The sequence below is a fragment of the Hungatella hominis genome (genome assembly GCF_014288005.1).
GTDB lineage: Bacteria > Bacillota > Clostridia > Lachnospirales > Lachnospiraceae > Hungatella > Hungatella effluvii.
On record NZ_JACOPB010000028.1, the window covers coordinates 38,057 to 52,953 of the forward strand.

Annotated in this window: 17 protein-coding genes and 2 pseudogenes; 1 reads left to right on the forward strand and 18 read right to left on the reverse strand. The window is 42.4% G+C overall.

Features of this window, described 5'->3' with window-relative positions; translation table 11 throughout:
• The first annotated feature begins 4 nt into the window (after positions 1-4).
• On the forward strand, positions 5-361 hold the full coding sequence (locus H8S75_RS30275; RefSeq protein WP_002602364.1) for a hypothetical protein: 357 nt from the start codon (positions 5-7) through the stop codon (positions 359-361).
• Between the two features lie 388 nt (positions 362-749).
• Here H8S75_RS30275 and H8S75_RS30280 read toward each other — a convergent pair whose 3' ends face one another.
• The 18 genes and pseudogenes from H8S75_RS30280 to H8S75_RS30360 form a co-directional block, all read right to left on the reverse strand.
• The gene (locus H8S75_RS30280; RefSeq protein ID WP_055654191.1) at positions 750-956 is read right to left on the reverse strand and encodes a helix-turn-helix domain-containing protein; all 207 of its coding nucleotides are present in this window, start codon (positions 954-956) and stop codon (positions 750-752) included.
• A complete protein-coding gene (locus tag H8S75_RS30285; RefSeq protein WP_187024670.1) occupies positions 946-1,386 on the reverse strand; it encodes a sigma-70 family RNA polymerase sigma factor in 441 nt (146 codons plus the stop codon). The genes H8S75_RS30280 and H8S75_RS30285 overlap by 11 nt, the downstream gene beginning before the upstream one ends.
• A 1,004-nt stretch (positions 1,387-2,390) precedes the next feature.
• Positions 2,391-3,143, reverse strand: coding sequence for an inositol monophosphatase family protein (locus H8S75_RS30290; protein ID WP_187024671.1), 753 nt, complete (start codon positions 3,141-3,143; stop codon positions 2,391-2,393).
• 131 nt (positions 3,144-3,274) lie between these two features.
• Positions 3,275-4,045 carry a TraX family protein gene (locus tag H8S75_RS30295; RefSeq protein WP_187024672.1) on the reverse strand — a complete coding sequence of 257 codons (771 nt, stop codon included), beginning with the start codon at positions 4,043-4,045 and terminating at the stop codon, positions 3,275-3,277.
• A 91-nt stretch (positions 4,046-4,136) separates the two neighbouring features.
• Entirely contained in the window at positions 4,137-4,688 is a 552-nt protein-coding gene (locus tag H8S75_RS30300) for a nitroreductase family protein (protein ID WP_349769015.1), read from the reverse strand.
• A 121-nt stretch (positions 4,689-4,809) separates the two neighbouring features.
• Positions 4,810-5,283: a GyrI-like domain-containing protein gene (locus tag H8S75_RS30305; RefSeq protein ID WP_187024673.1), complete on the reverse strand. Its 474-nt coding sequence runs from the start codon at positions 5,281-5,283 to the stop codon at positions 4,810-4,812.
• Positions 5,284-5,496: 213 nt separating this feature from the next.
• Positions 5,497-5,642: pseudogene (locus tag H8S75_RS32925) on the reverse strand (VOC family protein); the annotation flags it as partial.
• 38 nt (positions 5,643-5,680) lie between these two features.
• Complete coding sequence (locus H8S75_RS30310; RefSeq protein WP_118042184.1) at positions 5,681-6,286, reverse strand: GNAT family N-acetyltransferase; 606 nt, start codon at positions 6,284-6,286, stop codon at positions 5,681-5,683.
• A gap of 50 nt (positions 6,287-6,336) precedes the next feature.
• Positions 6,337-6,801, reverse strand: a complete 465-nt coding sequence (locus H8S75_RS30315) for a VOC family protein (protein WP_006774514.1) — start codon at positions 6,799-6,801, stop codon at positions 6,337-6,339.
• A 92-nt stretch (positions 6,802-6,893) separates the two neighbouring features.
• Positions 6,894-7,655 (reverse strand): MBL fold metallo-hydrolase, encoded by a 762-nt coding sequence (locus H8S75_RS30320; RefSeq protein WP_002591379.1) that lies wholly within the window; start codon positions 7,653-7,655, stop codon positions 6,894-6,896.
• A 99-nt stretch (positions 7,656-7,754) separates the two neighbouring features.
• Positions 7,755-8,288 carry an IbrB-like domain-containing protein gene (locus tag H8S75_RS30325; protein WP_002591378.1) on the reverse strand — a complete coding sequence of 178 codons (534 nt, stop codon included), beginning with the start codon at positions 8,286-8,288 and terminating at the stop codon, positions 7,755-7,757.
• The gene (locus H8S75_RS30330) at positions 8,278-9,588 is read right to left on the reverse strand and encodes a phosphoadenosine phosphosulfate reductase (RefSeq protein WP_006774512.1); all 1,311 of its coding nucleotides are present in this window, start codon (positions 9,586-9,588) and stop codon (positions 8,278-8,280) included. Before H8S75_RS30330 ends, H8S75_RS30325 begins: the two co-directional genes overlap by 11 nt.
• 133 nt (positions 9,589-9,721) lie before the next feature.
• Positions 9,722-10,263: pseudogene (locus H8S75_RS30335) on the reverse strand (DUF3795 domain-containing protein).
• Between the two features lie 89 nt (positions 10,264-10,352).
• A complete protein-coding gene (locus H8S75_RS30340; protein ID WP_002591375.1) occupies positions 10,353-10,946 on the reverse strand; it encodes a VanZ family protein in 594 nt (197 codons plus the stop codon).
• Positions 10,939-12,057, reverse strand: coding sequence for an ABC transporter ATP-binding protein (locus tag H8S75_RS30345; RefSeq protein WP_187024674.1), 1,119 nt, complete (start codon positions 12,055-12,057; stop codon positions 10,939-10,941). Before H8S75_RS30345 ends, H8S75_RS30340 begins: the two co-directional genes overlap by 8 nt.
• A gap of 16 nt (positions 12,058-12,073) precedes the next feature.
• Positions 12,074-12,913 carry a carbohydrate ABC transporter permease gene (locus tag H8S75_RS30350; RefSeq protein ID WP_002591373.1) on the reverse strand — a complete coding sequence of 280 codons (840 nt, stop codon included), beginning with the start codon at positions 12,911-12,913 and terminating at the stop codon, positions 12,074-12,076.
• Positions 12,910-13,782 carry a carbohydrate ABC transporter permease gene (locus tag H8S75_RS30355; RefSeq protein ID WP_002591372.1) on the reverse strand — a complete coding sequence of 291 codons (873 nt, stop codon included), beginning with the start codon at positions 13,780-13,782 and terminating at the stop codon, positions 12,910-12,912. Before H8S75_RS30355 ends, H8S75_RS30350 begins: the two co-directional genes overlap by 4 nt.
• Positions 13,766-14,897, reverse strand: a 1,132-nt coding sequence (locus H8S75_RS30360; RefSeq protein ID WP_207729252.1) for a hypothetical protein, incomplete at its 5' end; no start/stop codon positions are given. The genes H8S75_RS30360 and H8S75_RS30355, both read right to left, overlap by 17 nt.

Genomic DNA, 14,897 nt, shown 5'->3' on the forward strand with positions numbered 1-14,897 from the left:
TCATATGCGTACAAAACGATATACCGTTGTCATTGCGGGACTAATACCGGAAATTGTCACTCAGAACATCCTGGTTAAGATTTGGGGAAAGGCCGCCAAAAAAGTATATGCGAGTACAGGCATATATGTAAATGCATGGTTAAGCGAATCTTATTTCCTTTGTGGGGATAAACGAGGACCTGATTTGGATGGTTTGACCGCTAACTTTATAATTATATGGAATCCTGTCGAAGTGGAAAGTTATGAAAAATTCCATGAAGCGTTCACACAGGTTGTAAACGGTGTAAGGGACATATTGGGCAATCCATATGTGTGGATTACGATAGATGACATAGAGTTCTACTATTTTGTAAAATGCTGAAAGCTAGGAGCCGCCTTTGGGCGGCTTTCCTAGTCCCCAAAGCGCTGACTCATTAAGTTGTCTGCCGATTCAGACAGGCGTCCTGTTTGTATTGCACGTAAAATGAGCGTGTAAAGCTAAGTTTTAGAGGCACAAAGATAATTCTTCTTAGTGCTTGTCTAGTCTTTATTATGGTCCTGACTCCCCCTATTGCTATTAAGCTGCTTAAGGGACAAGTATCAGATACCCTTGAAATAAATGTAGCAGCATACATAAAGATAAATACTATTAAAGGAAAAGGGAATACCCCTGCCTCTGCATGCTGTATTCCCTTACTCTCTGTCTCCTTAAAGACTCATAGTTACTGGTCCTCCTGTCGTTAACTGCGGATTAAGAAGGAAATTCAGTCTTATTTTTGCTCGTTTTCAGTCCCCTCAATAGAAAACTGTTCAATACAGGATACAAAGGTCTTAGAAAGTTCCTGATATAAGTCCTCTGAAAATATTCCTTTGATTCTGGACCTGCTTAACACCATGGGACGGTACATCAAAAACAGTTCCTCCCTTGCCTCCTTGTCTCCCCGCTTAGCCTTCATTAACAGTTCTTTAAAATTCATTCCGTATTTTCCATCCTTTCCTCATTTTTTTCTTCGCATAGTTAAAAACAGAGCCGGCCTTTTTATAGTCCATGCCCAAATGCCTGCCGATCTCTTGATATGTCAGCTGTCTAAAAACCTTCATAAACACTACAAGAATTTCCATATCTGTCAGAGCCTCAAGCGCCGTTTCTCCTGACTCACCAATCTGGCTTTCCATATACTGACGAACTTCATCCGGTATCAGTGGAATCTGCTCCGTTTCTTCCCATAAAAATGGCTTACTATCCGTTATATCACACAACGGTTCTGGAAGCAGCTTCTCTAACGGGCTTTCATGATTACTTATTTTTATTTCACGGCATATGTAATCTCTCTTGGCACGTTTTAAAGCTGCTAATACATATCCCGTAAAACGGTATCTGATATTATCTTTCTTTTTCACTTTCATAGTCCCTCCGAATGTAGAATTATCTCTTTTCAGAAAGACTATGGTGGGCCACGAACCTTTGTCCTATATATTCCCCTGCTCATGAGGGTGTATACTGTTATTTTGAAAACAAAAGAGGAACAGCTTTGTACTGTTCCCCTTAAAAAGAATTGTTGATATTGGCTTTTTGCTATATCGCATTCTTTAAGTCTTTGGCTCTTTGCTACTCTTCCTTTCTCTAAGTTATATACCTTTATATTTAGGGATAATAGTTTATGTTTAATTTCCGGTTCTATATTAACTTAATAAAATAGTGTCCATCATCCATAAAGAGGTAATGTACTTGAAGAGTCCAGACCATCAGCTAATATATTGGTTTTTGATACACTGCCTTTACTACAACACCCGTAAGAAATACCGACAATTCTTAATTAATAGCATAGGCAAAGCCTACAAATCAATCCATAGAGGGATAGCAGTTGGTTTTGTCTCTCAAAGCCTTTCATAACGCCTCCAAAAGCAGATTACCAGCCCGCTCTTTAATAAGCCAATTTTAGATAATCATCATAACTTTTGAACTGCACACACGGTCTCATAATTCGCTCAGGCTTAATAAATTATCCTAATAGTCATCTGCTCACATTTTTTTAGTCAGTATACTATAGGATTTTCAACAAGGCTCTATCTGTTCAAATTCTCAAAGGAAATGAGACTCAAAGGAACTCCAGTACTCTATTATAATTCTCCTCCCTAAGGACAGAATAGTTTCCACACAACAAAGCTCCTGACTACCAGCAGTTAGAATTTTATCCTATCTAAAGTTACATTAGCCATGACTGATAGGATGTTCGCGGCTCTTGCAATGGGTAAACCGCCTCCACATTTAAGTCCGCATTTTCCGAGAATTGAATAGAACATTGTTAGTTCCACCACTTTCTGGACTGGCTTCTGATTTTTCGCTTCGAGAAGATGATACCCAGAAGCTAACCTTATCCTACATCAGGGTACCCAAGTGAACACATAGCTTACAGTAACTTTAACAGTTCTGTATGGATAAATCCATTTGTTCCCACCACACTGCTCCCCTTTTTCGGTTCAAGCGGTTCTCCTGTAAAATCAGTTACCTTGCCTCCTGCTTCCTGAATCATAAGCATGCCGGCTGCATAGTCCCAGAGATTTAGGTAAATCTCGAAATAGCCTCCCTGTCTGCCGCAGGCGGTATATGCCAGTTCCAGAGCGGCAGAGCCAATCCTGCGTACATCCTGGCACTGACCAAATACCCTGCGAAACCGGGCAAAATTTTCATCGGCCACTTCTCTTTTTGCTGTTCCCAGCCCAATCATTGTGTCGGATAGTTTTTCTGCATTTGATACATGTATGGGCTGCCCATTTAGAAAGCTGCCCTTTCCCTTAATTGCAGAAAACACTTCATCGCGGAAGGGATCATATATAATTCCCATAATAATTTCCCCCTGGCGGCAAAGGGCTAAAGATACAACGCTGTGCTGATAGTCGTGCATAAGGTTTGTCGTCCCGTCAACAGGGTCTAAAATCCAAAAGCTATCCGCTTTTATTTCCTGCAATCCGGTTTCTTCTCCAAGGAATTGAATATCCGGCGCAAGGGCAAACAGTTCCTTTTTTAAGAAATTCTGTACGGCAATATCTACCTGCGTTACATAATCTGCAAGACCTTTCTCTTTTACATGGGCGGCCATTTCACGGTTTTTAATTAGCCCTTGCGTTTTTGTTACTAAACTGATAATTTTCTGAATATCCATATGCGTTTCCTCCATAGGCATCAAATACCTGGTTACAAAATAGAGTTTTGCAAACCATGCTTCTTAATTTAAAAGGTTAAGAAAATAAGGTTTGAAAGAACACGACAAACATGAATTGGCAAAGCTTAACATTATACCTTGAGAACCAGCCGAACTAGGCCAATAATTAGCAAATGAATCGGATAAAAGGCATAGAATAACCAACGTGGAACCTTCAGGTTTGTATGGGTACAGGGGAAGATAAACAAAGCGGCAAAGGCCATTGCAAAAGTCCAATCAAATGTAAGACCACCCAAGGTGAGATTCCGAAAATCACCGGGGCGGGCGAAAAGCGCTGGCGGAACTGTAAACAGCAGATAGAACATGGCCCCTACTACCGGATTGTTGCGGCAGAGATAGAACACCAGCATCAAAAAAATTCCGTTGCTGGAGTAGTCGAAGTTCCACCATGAAATCACAAAAAAGGTCAGTGCGAACAGCCACCATTTGCGTTCTTTCCATCCATACATCGCCAAAAGGCTTAGAAACAAAGTAAAGAAGATATTCCAGTTAGTAAACTGCGACCAAAAGTCATACGGATGAAAGGCAAAGATATAACAGGGTTGAGAAATCAGTGCAAATATTCCCAAACGGAATAAATATTTCTTGATATCATGAGTATATAGCAGGCCCACTGTCATGCAATAACAGAAAATCGGAAACGCCAGCCGTCCGATCCAACGCAGCACCCTTACCTCCGGGAAAAAGACGCTGCCGATGTGGTCGATGAGCATTGAAACAATGGCGATTAGTTTGAGAAAATCAGTATCCAGATTCGTTTGCAGTCGGGCCTTATTATCTGAAAACGTGGGTGGGGTAAGCAATAGCTCCTTCACCCGCATTAAATTTTGTGTTGTTTTCATATGGTTTCTGTCCTTTTGTTTTCATATTCATTGCAGATAAATCAATTCAAATTTTTCAGTTCAACAAACTGGAAGTTATTATTCTGACAAATTACTTTCTCCACTCCACTACATCATCAATCTTCTTGCGTGGCCTTTCTTTAGGAAATTCATTTGGATAACCAAATGCAATAGCTGCAATAAGTTGTCCGTCACTATTCAACCACTTACACAGTTCTGGATATGCAAAATAAATATCACATATCCAAAGACTACCTATTCCCTTCTCAGTAGCGGCGAGAAGCACATTTTGTATAGCAGCACTTATAGATTGAATATTACAGATTTCATAAACACGTTCTTCTGTTGTTAATTCTTCCATAATACTTTTCCCCAGTGAATTAACAACAAAGACTATGGTTGGTGCTTCTGCCATAATATCAATAGTGTATTTTGCAGAAGCTATGTGTTGTCTGCTTTGCGGTAACAATGCGCTATCGTTTTCTTCTCTCCCGATTCCCAACCTGAAAACATTTATCATGTTTTCCTTAGCATTTCCTTGTATCACAACGAACTTCCATGGTTGTCTATTTTTAGAAGAAGGGGCTTTTATTCCACTTTGGATAATATCTATAATATCTTTTTGAGATATAGGTTTATCTATGAATTACCGTGTGCTTCGTCTGTTATAAATTGAAGAAATCATTTTTACTTTTATCCTTTCAAATATCGATTGAGCAAAATCACTATGTTCAATTTCCCTACAAATTATAATTGGTCTAATTTTAATTGATAGCTTTGCGTCGAATGGCAAAGATAATGTCAATCGCCGGCTGCTTTTCCGTACTTCTTTCTGTGTGATACTCATATTCCAAATTTAATGCTTCAAAGGAACTTGTGAGCAGCCATTTTGTATAGAAATATTGTTTTGCCTCTCCAATAGAAGCACCCCACAAAAAGCCCAATTTAGGTTTTACTGTGATTTTGGCGTACTCGCTGGCTGGGAGGACGTAGCTTTCTAAACTATTCTTGTCATTCACACTACCAATAAACAATTCAAAATCGCGGCTTTGCTCATTGTAATTTCTGGACAGAACAAAATAGGGTAACACCTTCCCCTTCGGCATGGAAACCACGGCATGATACTGTTTAGACAGAGCCTTTATATCTTTGGAAATTGTTTTATCATTTGACTTTTGCCATAATCCGTATATTGTTTGTTGCTCGATATATTCTATGTTCACTTCTAAACTTGGCATTATTATTTCTTCCTCCAAATCCCGATTTGTTAAATTGTTTAAAAAAATACTAATAAAATTACTTTGCTTTCAAATACCTTTCTTTCCATAATCTGAAAAGTCTTAGATGAAATTATATAGTTTACTGCTATCTGTTAATATTTCCATGCTTTTCACTGATTGAAATGTATATGGCATTTTATCCTCCTCTGTTTTTGAGCATATTTGAAAATTTTATTTTTTCTCGTTATTCAGAAGTTTTGTCAAATCCTCAATAGATACGTCCATTTTCGTAGATACTTCTTCCATAGTCATTCCAGAAGCAAGGAACGCTTTACTACCATCTGCATATCCTCTCCAACCTCTATGAGATGCCCATCCCGATTGTTGTTGTGCTACTCACGACAACCTAAAGAATTTATAATTCGATATTGTATGTCAGTTCCTCATATTGATTTTCCGGTAATATTTTTTTCAAAGTATTCATAGCAAAGTTAAATTGGTTTTCATATTGAGAAAAACTGTCTGTTTTTTGAATCTTAAATCCCTGTCGAACATATAAAATGATTGCCTTATAACTCCATGGTTGGGTGTGGATATATACTGGAAACTCATCGTTTACAACGAAAATCTGCATAACCTTCTGGCAAAGAGCTTTTCCAATACCTTTACCCTGATATTGAGGGGAAACAACAAGCCAATGCAGGGAAGCAACCAATATATCGTTTCTTAATTCTTTCCACGCAATGCAAGAACCAACAATTTCATTTTTTTCATTGACTACAAATACACATCTTTCTGTAATATCAAGAGCCTTTTTTGAACAATAAGTTGAAATGAAATACTGCTCTGCTTCATCAACTGAATCAAAGTCTCCAATTTCATATTCAAGTTGTGCCCACTTTCGCTCATCTCCATCTTGATACATACGGAATTCATATCCATTATGCAAAACTGGTGTAGTGGTTAAATAACGATCACACCGAAGAATAATGTTATAAAATGGTATCGTCCTGTCTAACATTTAATTTTACTCTCCTCAAAATTTCAATTTATTTATATGCCCGCTGCACATTAGCTATTTAGAAGTTTTGTTAAATCCTCAATGGATACGTCCATTTTTGCAGAGACTTCTTCCATAGTCATTCCAGAAGCAAGGAACCGCTTTACTACCATCTGCATATCCTCTCCAACCTCTATGAGATGCTCGTCCAAATCGTAGAACCGGATTACACGTTGTCCCCAGCTATGCTCAATGACTTCTCCCAAATATTCGATGTCCGAGTATGCTTTCAGCTTATTCAGGAAACCATCAAAATCCTGTTCCTCAAAGACGATCTCCGCATTGTTGGATTTCTTCAGTACCTTTTCCTTTGGTATACTTACCAGCCAGTCAAAATCCTGCTGTAATGCCAGACCGCAGGTAAAAGCGATATTCCTTCCGTAATCCTGATAGACTTCTACCCCGAACAGTTCCTCATAAAACTTTCTTGCGGCGCTGATGTCCGCTACCGATATTACTGTACATACATACTTCATATAAACGCTCCTCAATCTATAGCTGTTCTTTATTTCTGATAAAGCCTTTTGTATAGCACGCAACTAAATAAAATTATACTGCTTCCTTCTCTTTATAACCATACTGCCCAATCTCCATAGTCAAATGTACCGCTGCCGTGATGTAATTTACCATCTTCCCGTAACTGCCTGAACGCATTTCTCATTCTAATTAAAATCTCCGGCTGAATATCCAAACTATGATGCGCAGGAAAAACCTTTTTGACCGGAAGCTCCGAAATCTTTTCAAGAGAAGCAAGGTATGCGTCCGGGTCTGTTGACGGATAATAGGCAAATAAAGTGTCCTTGTAAACCAGGTCTCCGGTAAACAGATAACCTCTGTCTGATTCCCAGAAACACATATGCCCCGGAGCATGGCCCGGTGTATGCAATACCTGTATATTCCGTCCACCTAATTCAATGTTCTCTCCATCCTCCAGTACCTTTGTTGGCGTTCCCTGGAAAAACTCATAAGAGCCTGTATCGTAACCGTCTGGTAAATCGCAGCGGTCTGCCACCATCTCTCTGATTGTTTCTATTGTCAGAGGAAACTCACCGTTCAGCCAGCTCAATTCTTCCGCATGGGCATAAAAGTCCGGAAAAAACTTATGACCCCCAATATGATCCCAATGAATATGGGTGGCAACGGCCGTAACAGGCTTATTTGTCAGCTTCATTACTTCATCATAAATATTGCAGATTCCCAGACCCGTATCAATCAATAAGCTGCGGCTGGATCCATTTAACAGATAGCAATGCGTCTCCTCCCAATGCCGGTATTCGCTGATAATATATGTATCTTCATCAATCTGATCAATCGTGAACCATTTATCCATTTGCAAGCATACCTCCATAATTAATATCTGATTCCCTTTGCAGAACATCACTTATTTTTCTGCCAAAGGGCGTTTATTACTTTCACTCATTAATATTATTTACTCTTTTTCCGTCTCTTCCTCTACAGGGCGCCACGCCTCTCCAAATTTTATATCCCTGAATAGCGCGGCAAGACCTGTAATCTGCTTGAGACGCAAAATTTCATCTCTATCCATTCCCAAATGCTTTGAGATCCAGGCGTCTGATCGCCCAAACTCATGAAGTTCCTTTACGATGTTGCTCATCAGATCCACATCGTGAGTGCCTCGTGCCCTGTTATGGCGAACGGTGCTGGCCATACGTTTATCAATCGGTTTCTCAATGACAGAAACCGGCAGCAATCCCTGTTCTCTCTCGTAGATATCCGGATGATCCATCATCACCTGATACCGGTGGAAGCCGTCCACAATCAGATAAATATCCTGCGATTTTACATAATAGCATACGACCGGCATCGTATATCCGTCTTCTTTGATGCTCTCATAAAGCAGCCTCATTTCCGGCGGAGCAACCTTATTTGGATTGTAGTTATTGGGCCGTACCTTCTCTATTGGAACAGCTATCACATTATAAACTGGGCTTTTATACTTCATAATCGAATTCCTCTATACTTTTGTATTTACGGCGTATCATATCCAACCGTTTCTGTTGCTGCCGTGTCATCCCAAATCCCATGAAGCGGCAGATATGGTCATTTTTCAAAATGCAGTAACACATCCGCTTCCAACTGGGGATATCCTTTGTGGATTTGATATCGTCCGTGTGATCCGGTATGGGTCCCACAAATACAATCCGTGATTTTTGGTTCAATGTATAATTGGAAACACCGTTTCGTCTAATTTGATACCCCTTCTCCTGAAGCTCCTGAATTACAGACTCGTCCAACCCACCGCCTGTCCCATGCCAGAACTGGATAGAGGTATTGAATTTCTTAGCGTAGTTATTCCGCAGCCTTTTGGGCAGTGTATCCAATAAAAACTTCGTATAAGATTTCCATGTATGCCCCTCTGGCAAAGTAATATTCCGGTAGCCCATCGCTTTGCTCTTTCCATAAATGGAAGCGAAATTTGCGCCTTGTACACGCCCTACAAGCTTGCACCAAATCTCCGGGTCTATGACGCGGTATAGATTCAGGGCATCCTTCGCATAGTCATTAAACGGGGAGGCCACACGCATCTGCGAGGGCTTCAGTCCAGCCATATAATAGAGATCATACAGGCGGTTATAGTCATAACCAAATAAATAGGTGGCGTGCCATACATCATCCGTAGACCAGTCGTATAAAGGGGAGGCACACCAGACATCTTTAAACTGTTTGCTGATCCAGCAGGTATCCTTATAGCCATATTTTTTATTCAAAAACCCGCTGTACCGCTGTAAAGATTCATCTGCCCGATTTCCAAGCAGGCATACTGTTTTTCCGCCGTCATGGGCGTCCCGGTACCAGCGCCCGAATTGTTTTGCCAAATCTTCCTGGTGCATCCGGTAACGATATGTAGTCATTCTATTATTTTCCAGATTGATGACATATTCTTTTTGTGGCATCTCCCGGACCCAGAGTTCCTTCTTCGTATCATCCCATGGATACCAGTACATCTCATAGCTGCTTAATGCGGTTCTGGTGGCCATGGGCAAGCAGACCCAATAAAGCTCAACCTGATCCTGAATCCGTTCAAAGGTGCGTTCCACATACTCAGTCGTCACCGTATACTGTGCCTCAAAGTCCTGATGAAACACGCCAATGGCCCTTTCCGGATAATGCTGATTCCGATAATCCAGAACCAGATTGAGCAGCAAACCGCTGTCCTTGCCTCCGGAAAAAGAGACATAGATATGATCAAACTCCTCAAAGAGAAAATGCATCCGCGCTAAAAACGCATCATAAACATTCATATGCAGATACTCTCTTACCAAAAATACACCTCTCTTCTTCTGTCCTTTCCAAGAACCGGATACATTTCGATGAACTCACTTCGATTCTCAATTCCTCACTATCCATTAATGAACGATGTCTGTATCCAAATTCTCACTTTTTCTTTCGCAGTTTCAAGTCAATATTATTCTTTTCTGCTTCCGCCTTCAGCAACCAAGCAGTAAAAGCGCTTTTTCTTTGAGCGTCAGGTTTTCCAAATCGGATCTGTTCTCAATTTTTCCAAGTACCGCTCTCAGTTCATGAATCTTCAGAAGGTTTACTGCAACACAAAATAAGGTCTTTTTACGGCCATCATTATATCCTGCAAGAAGAGTGCCCAGTATTTCTACCTTTTCTTCCTGCTCTGCATTGTAAGCTTCAATCCCAATCTGCCGGGCCTTCTCTAAATCGCTCTTCTGGTTTCGATGTGAAATAAAAGAATCAAATTTGTCTATCTTCTCGTATTTTTCGCAGGGGTATTCATTGCATTGAAAGCAATACTCTATCCCATTATGTTCCATACTGCACCTTGCTATTTTACATGAGTGATTTTCCTCACCACAACCGAGACAATTTTTATTCAAATACATAGGGCAAAGCCCACAATTCAATCCACAGAGAGAAAATAATTTATTTTGTCGATGGAATCCTTTCATGCTGCCTCCCTAAACGGTTTACACACCTGTGTTTCCCTCTTTCCTTGTTTTTTATCATTGTAACATCTCCTGTGCTGCCAGGCAATTCCCTATAAAGAGAAATTACCTAATACAGACTGAATAAACGGCTGGGAAAAAAACATTACTACGCCAACCGTTACATATAAAAGATATAACTCACGTTCCTTGCAGCCAAGCCAGTTTAATTGTGGAAACCGATTAATAATCAATTTTCCTATTAAATATCCTATCATTGTACCTGCCACATTCGTTATCACATCATTTATATCGGTTGCGCGAAAGGTAAATATCTGCAGTATTTCAATACCCAGTGATGTCATCAGGCCCAAGCCCACTGTTTTCATCATACTTCTGTATTCGGGCCATAAGCATGGAACAAATATACCTAATGGGATAAAAAGCAAAACATTCAGATAGCTGTTCGTTATATCGGTCAACATCCCACGCAGAGGAATAAAGTTATGAGATAAAACGATTCTCATCCCTGCTATATTGGGAAATCCCACTAAAAAGCATATTGCAGCCAGATATAATGAAAAAAGTATATAGGCTGCCGTCTTTTTTATGTTATGAAATATAAATATATGATATAAAAAAAGAATCGGTATCAGTATCGCTGATGCAGCCGCAGTTTCTATCCCTGTTGAATATATTCTATACATAAACATCTCCATATGCACATCCTGTCTCTGTATTAAATAGAAGTATCTTTTCCGGCTTTAGCCGAATATATACCTCCTGCCCGGCCCGGCCTGAGAAATCCGCGCCTGTTACCATCGTCATATCCGGTATATCAGCCCCGGTGAGGAAAACTGCCGCTTCACGCCCGGTATTTTCTAAAATGCTGATTTTCATCCGCACTGCATGAGGATCGTCCGGTGCCGCCGGCACAATGTGTTCGGGACGGATACCTGCCTTAATGGGCCCCTGCAGTCCTCTTGCGTCCAGACCGCTTTTACCCATCGGAATACGGGCATTTCCCAGGGTCAGATAATGTTGTCCGTTATTTGAAATAAGCTCTGTGTCCCACACATTCATATTGGGTGAGCCTATGAACCCAGCAACAAACAGATTCGCCGGATTTCTATATATTTCCTGCGGTGTTCCAAATTGCTGTAAAACACCGCCGCTTATTACGGCGATGCGCGTCCCCATCGTCATTGCCTCCGTCTGATCATGGGTGACATATATGGTTGTTACCCCCAGCTCCCGTTGGAGCGTTATAATCTCCCGGCGCATTTCTGTGCGGAGCTTCGCATCGAGATTGGCTAACGGCTCATCCATGAGAAACAGTCCGGGTTTTCTTATCATGGCCCGCGCAAGGGCAACACGCTGGCGCTGGCCGCCGGACAAGGCCCCCTGTTTCCTTTCAAGCAGAGCATCCAGCTCCAGCTTTTGCGCCACTTCTGCTACCCTTTTCTCCCTTTCCGTTTTGCCGATATGCTGCATTTTAAGGGGAAAAGCAATATTATCTTTTACTTTCATATTGGGATAAAGGGCGTAATTTTGGAATACCATGGCAATATCGCGGTTCTTTGGCGGAACCTGGTTCACAGTCCTGCCGTCCATAATGACCTCGCCGCTGCTTATACTCTCAAGTCCTGCAATCATGCGCAGCAGCGTTGTCTTTCCGCAGCCGGAAGGGCCTACAAAAACTATAAATTCCCCTCTCTTTATTTCCATATCCATATCCTTAACAGCATGGACATCGCCTGGATACCATTTATTCACTTTGCTTATCTGCAGATCGCCTGCAAAATTCCTGTTTTCCATATATTAATCCCCTGTGTTAATCTTTCATTCCGGAAGATATAATGCCCTGCTCCAGATATTTCTGCCCGGACAGGAATATCAAAAGAGGAGGCATCAGTGTAATCAGTGATGCAATTAATGATACCCCGGCGTTATCCGCCGTGATGTTTGACATATATAATGACAGCGGCCAGAGCGCCTGGTTTTTTAAGAATGCCTGAGGCGCTTCTATTGCGTTCCAGTATTCCAAGAAGCCCAATACCACAGCCGAGAGAATGCCCGGCGCTCCCAGCGGAAGCCCAAATCGTAAAAAAGTCTGAAATGAGGAAGCCCCATCCACGGCTGCCGCCTCCATGACCGCCTCCGGTATGTCCATGAAAAAACGTGTCATGATGAATACCGGAAGTGTTGATGCCGCACCGGGCAGTATGACTGCCCACACGGTATCAATCAGGCCCAGTTTGTTCAGGACAAGATAGCTGGAAACCATGGTCACCTGAAATGGCATCAGCATCAGGACAATATACAAGGTATAGAGTATCTTTTTCCCGCGAAAATGAAACTTTGCAAATGCCCATGCCGCAGGTGCGCCCAAAAGGACATGGCCAAGTATGATTGGAAAAACCTGCCTGCAGGAATTCCAGAATACCGTAAAAAACTGGGGCGTATCCAATAATAGTTCCACATATGCCGCCAGAGTCGGATAACGCGCCATTACAGGCCATACAGCCGTTCCTCCCCTGCCCTCCAGGACAGGCGCAAGATTTTCAGACAGCTCTGCCCCTCCCATAAAGGTACCGGATATCAGCATCCAAAGAGGCAGCCATATAAAGACCGAAATCAATACAAGGGGCAAGCCAAGAAGCCATTTTTTCATATCCTATCTCCTCTGTTCATAATTTTTTGCAGCAGTAGTATTAAAATAAATACCAGAATTGCCATCATCACAGCTCCGGCACACATTTTATCCACATCCAGATTGCCGTACCAGTTATTGAATAAGTGCTGAAGCATGTAAATACTGTCATCCGGATAACCTCCCGCAATCAGATAAGCCTCCCTGAACACCTTAAAGGAATTGAGCAGCGACAGCACGGTAATGGTAAATAATGTGGGCATAAGATTGGGAAGCGTAATCCTCACAAACCGCTGGAGGCTTCCGGCGCCGTCTATCTGAGCCGCCTCATATAATGCCGGATTTATGGCGCTGAGTCCTGACAGCCACAGCACCATATCATATCCGAAATTCTTCCACAGATAAGCAAACACCAACACGCCAAAGGCGGCCTTACTTCCAATCCAGTCAACCGGAACCAAACCCCAAAGTGCAGTAAATGCATTGAGAAGTCCATTTTTATGAAAAATCACACGCCACAAAAGAACAATCGAAGCAACGGGAACCGCCATGGGTACAAGAAACGAGGTCTTGAAAATGCCGCGCTTTTCCCTGAAGGAGGCCAGCATCAGGGAAACAGCCAGGGAAAAGAGTAACAGAAGCGGTATGCAGACTAAGATAAATCTTGCTGTATTAGCTGCCGCCAGCTGAAACGCATGGTTCCTCAAGACTGACAGATAATTTTGAAATCCCACAAACCGGTCACCGGCAGCCAGGAAAAAGGAACGGCGCAGAGCGTCCAGCATAGGAATCAGCACCATAATGCTCACGAACAGCAGGCTCGGCAGCAAAAACAGCCATGGTACCATTTGTTCCCGGATCGGAACACTGTATTCACGTTTTTTCTTCATCCATAATCCTCCCTTCACGGACATCGGCGGCAAGTGTTTCTTTCAGACAGTAAAAGAGAAAATCCACACATATCCAAAGACATGGCAGAAGATACATCGCTTTGCAAAAGGTCATATTGTGAGCAGAGGCTATCTTGAATGAAATCAGGCAAAGTGTCAGTGTATATGCCGCACAATAGAACATCATTCTTTTGTAAGAGCGTATGGATACCAGCATTGCTGCGGCTGCCGTAAAGGCAGAGGCACACACAGAAAGCAGCACTGCCATAAATGACGAGGTCCAAAGCTCCATATCCCGGAAGGCAGGCCCGGCCGCCATCCAGGAGACCATATTTTTCCCCTGCTCCTGAAACAGATTTCCCCAGAACTCAAAATCAGACCACATTGTGGGGACAAACTCGGAAGGAAACTCAGGCAGATCCATACAAAACCATAATACGGCCAATATACCGAAAGCGATTAAAAAATAAACAGCCAGCAGTAGGGGATAACGGAAAAGCCTTTTTCCATGCCTGGTCACGCGCCCAAGGATACCAATTGCCAGAATGATCGCAGGGAGCCGGAGTATCATGCCAAGTACCCATGCAAATAATGTCAGGTCAAGGATCCGTCCCTCCGGAAAACCTGCCGATGAGAGATACTGACCGGCCCTCTCCCCTGCTCCCGGACCTGTAAACGTCAGCTGCATATTGGATAAGGGTTCTTTCGATTCCGCCTGCGCCTGTAAGAATAACCTTGGTTCTTCCTCCTCAAATATGCCGCGGACATAGAACCGCTTTCCTTCCGCCTTTACCGGCAACCCAATCACATTAATACTCCCCCACAGGGAGAATGCCAGACCGGTACTGACGGCACAGCCAGAGGCATCCGATCTGGCCGGATAAGCGCCGTCAGCCGGCATGGAGGAGACAACATCCCCGCAGTCTCCAAAGGCGGCAACTATATCCGCCTTCATCTCCTTTTTATCTGAAGCCATTATCTCCTGTTCCGGATATATCTGCCATAAGGTGACCTCCGGCTGGTTTCCTGCTCCATCCTGCCTTGCATACGTCTGCTGCCTGATAAGCTCTGAGGGGCTGACACCGCCCTTTTCCCATTTAATGCCAACACTGGTG

Excerpts from the sequence above, each read along its gene's own strand:
- H8S75_RS30275 (WP_002602364.1), top strand. The coding sequence starts at position 5 with ATGCGTACAAAACGATATACCGTTGTCATTGCGGGACTAATACCGGAA.
- H8S75_RS30280 (WP_055654191.1), bottom strand. The coding sequence starts at position 956 with ATGAATTTTAAAGAACTGTTAATGAAGGCTAAGCGGGGAGACAAGGAG.
- H8S75_RS30285 (WP_187024670.1), bottom strand. The coding sequence starts at position 1,386 with ATGAAAGTGAAAAAGAAAGATAATATCAGATACCGTTTTACGGGATAT.
- H8S75_RS30290 (WP_187024671.1), bottom strand. The coding sequence starts at position 3,143 with ATGGATATTCAGAAAATTATCAGTTTAGTAACAAAAACGCAAGGGCTA.
- H8S75_RS30295 (WP_187024672.1), bottom strand. The coding sequence starts at position 4,045 with ATGAAAACAACACAAAATTTAATGCGGGTGAAGGAGCTATTGCTTACC.
- H8S75_RS30305 (WP_187024673.1), bottom strand. The coding sequence starts at position 5,283 with ATGCCAAGTTTAGAAGTGAACATAGAATATATCGAGCAACAAACAATA.
- H8S75_RS30310 (WP_118042184.1), bottom strand. The coding sequence starts at position 6,286 with ATGTTAGACAGGACGATACCATTTTATAACATTATTCTTCGGTGTGAT.
- H8S75_RS30315 (WP_006774514.1), bottom strand. The coding sequence starts at position 6,801 with ATGAAGTATGTATGTACAGTAATATCGGTAGCGGACATCAGCGCCGCA.
- H8S75_RS30320 (WP_002591379.1), bottom strand. The coding sequence starts at position 7,655 with ATGGATAAATGGTTCACGATTGATCAGATTGATGAAGATACATATATT.
- H8S75_RS30325 (WP_002591378.1), bottom strand. The coding sequence starts at position 8,288 with ATGAAGTATAAAAGCCCAGTTTATAATGTGATAGCTGTTCCAATAGAG.
- H8S75_RS30330 (WP_006774512.1), bottom strand. The coding sequence starts at position 9,588 with ATGAATGTTTATGATGCGTTTTTAGCGCGGATGCATTTTCTCTTTGAG.
- H8S75_RS30340 (WP_002591375.1), bottom strand. The coding sequence starts at position 10,946 with ATGTATAGAATATATTCAACAGGGATAGAAACTGCGGCTGCATCAGCG.
- H8S75_RS30345 (WP_187024674.1), bottom strand. The coding sequence starts at position 12,057 with ATGGAAAACAGGAATTTTGCAGGCGATCTGCAGATAAGCAAAGTGAAT.
- H8S75_RS30350 (WP_002591373.1), bottom strand. The coding sequence starts at position 12,913 with ATGAAAAAATGGCTTCTTGGCTTGCCCCTTGTATTGATTTCGGTCTTT.
- H8S75_RS30355 (WP_002591372.1), bottom strand. The coding sequence starts at position 13,782 with ATGAAGAAAAAACGTGAATACAGTGTTCCGATCCGGGAACAAATGGTA.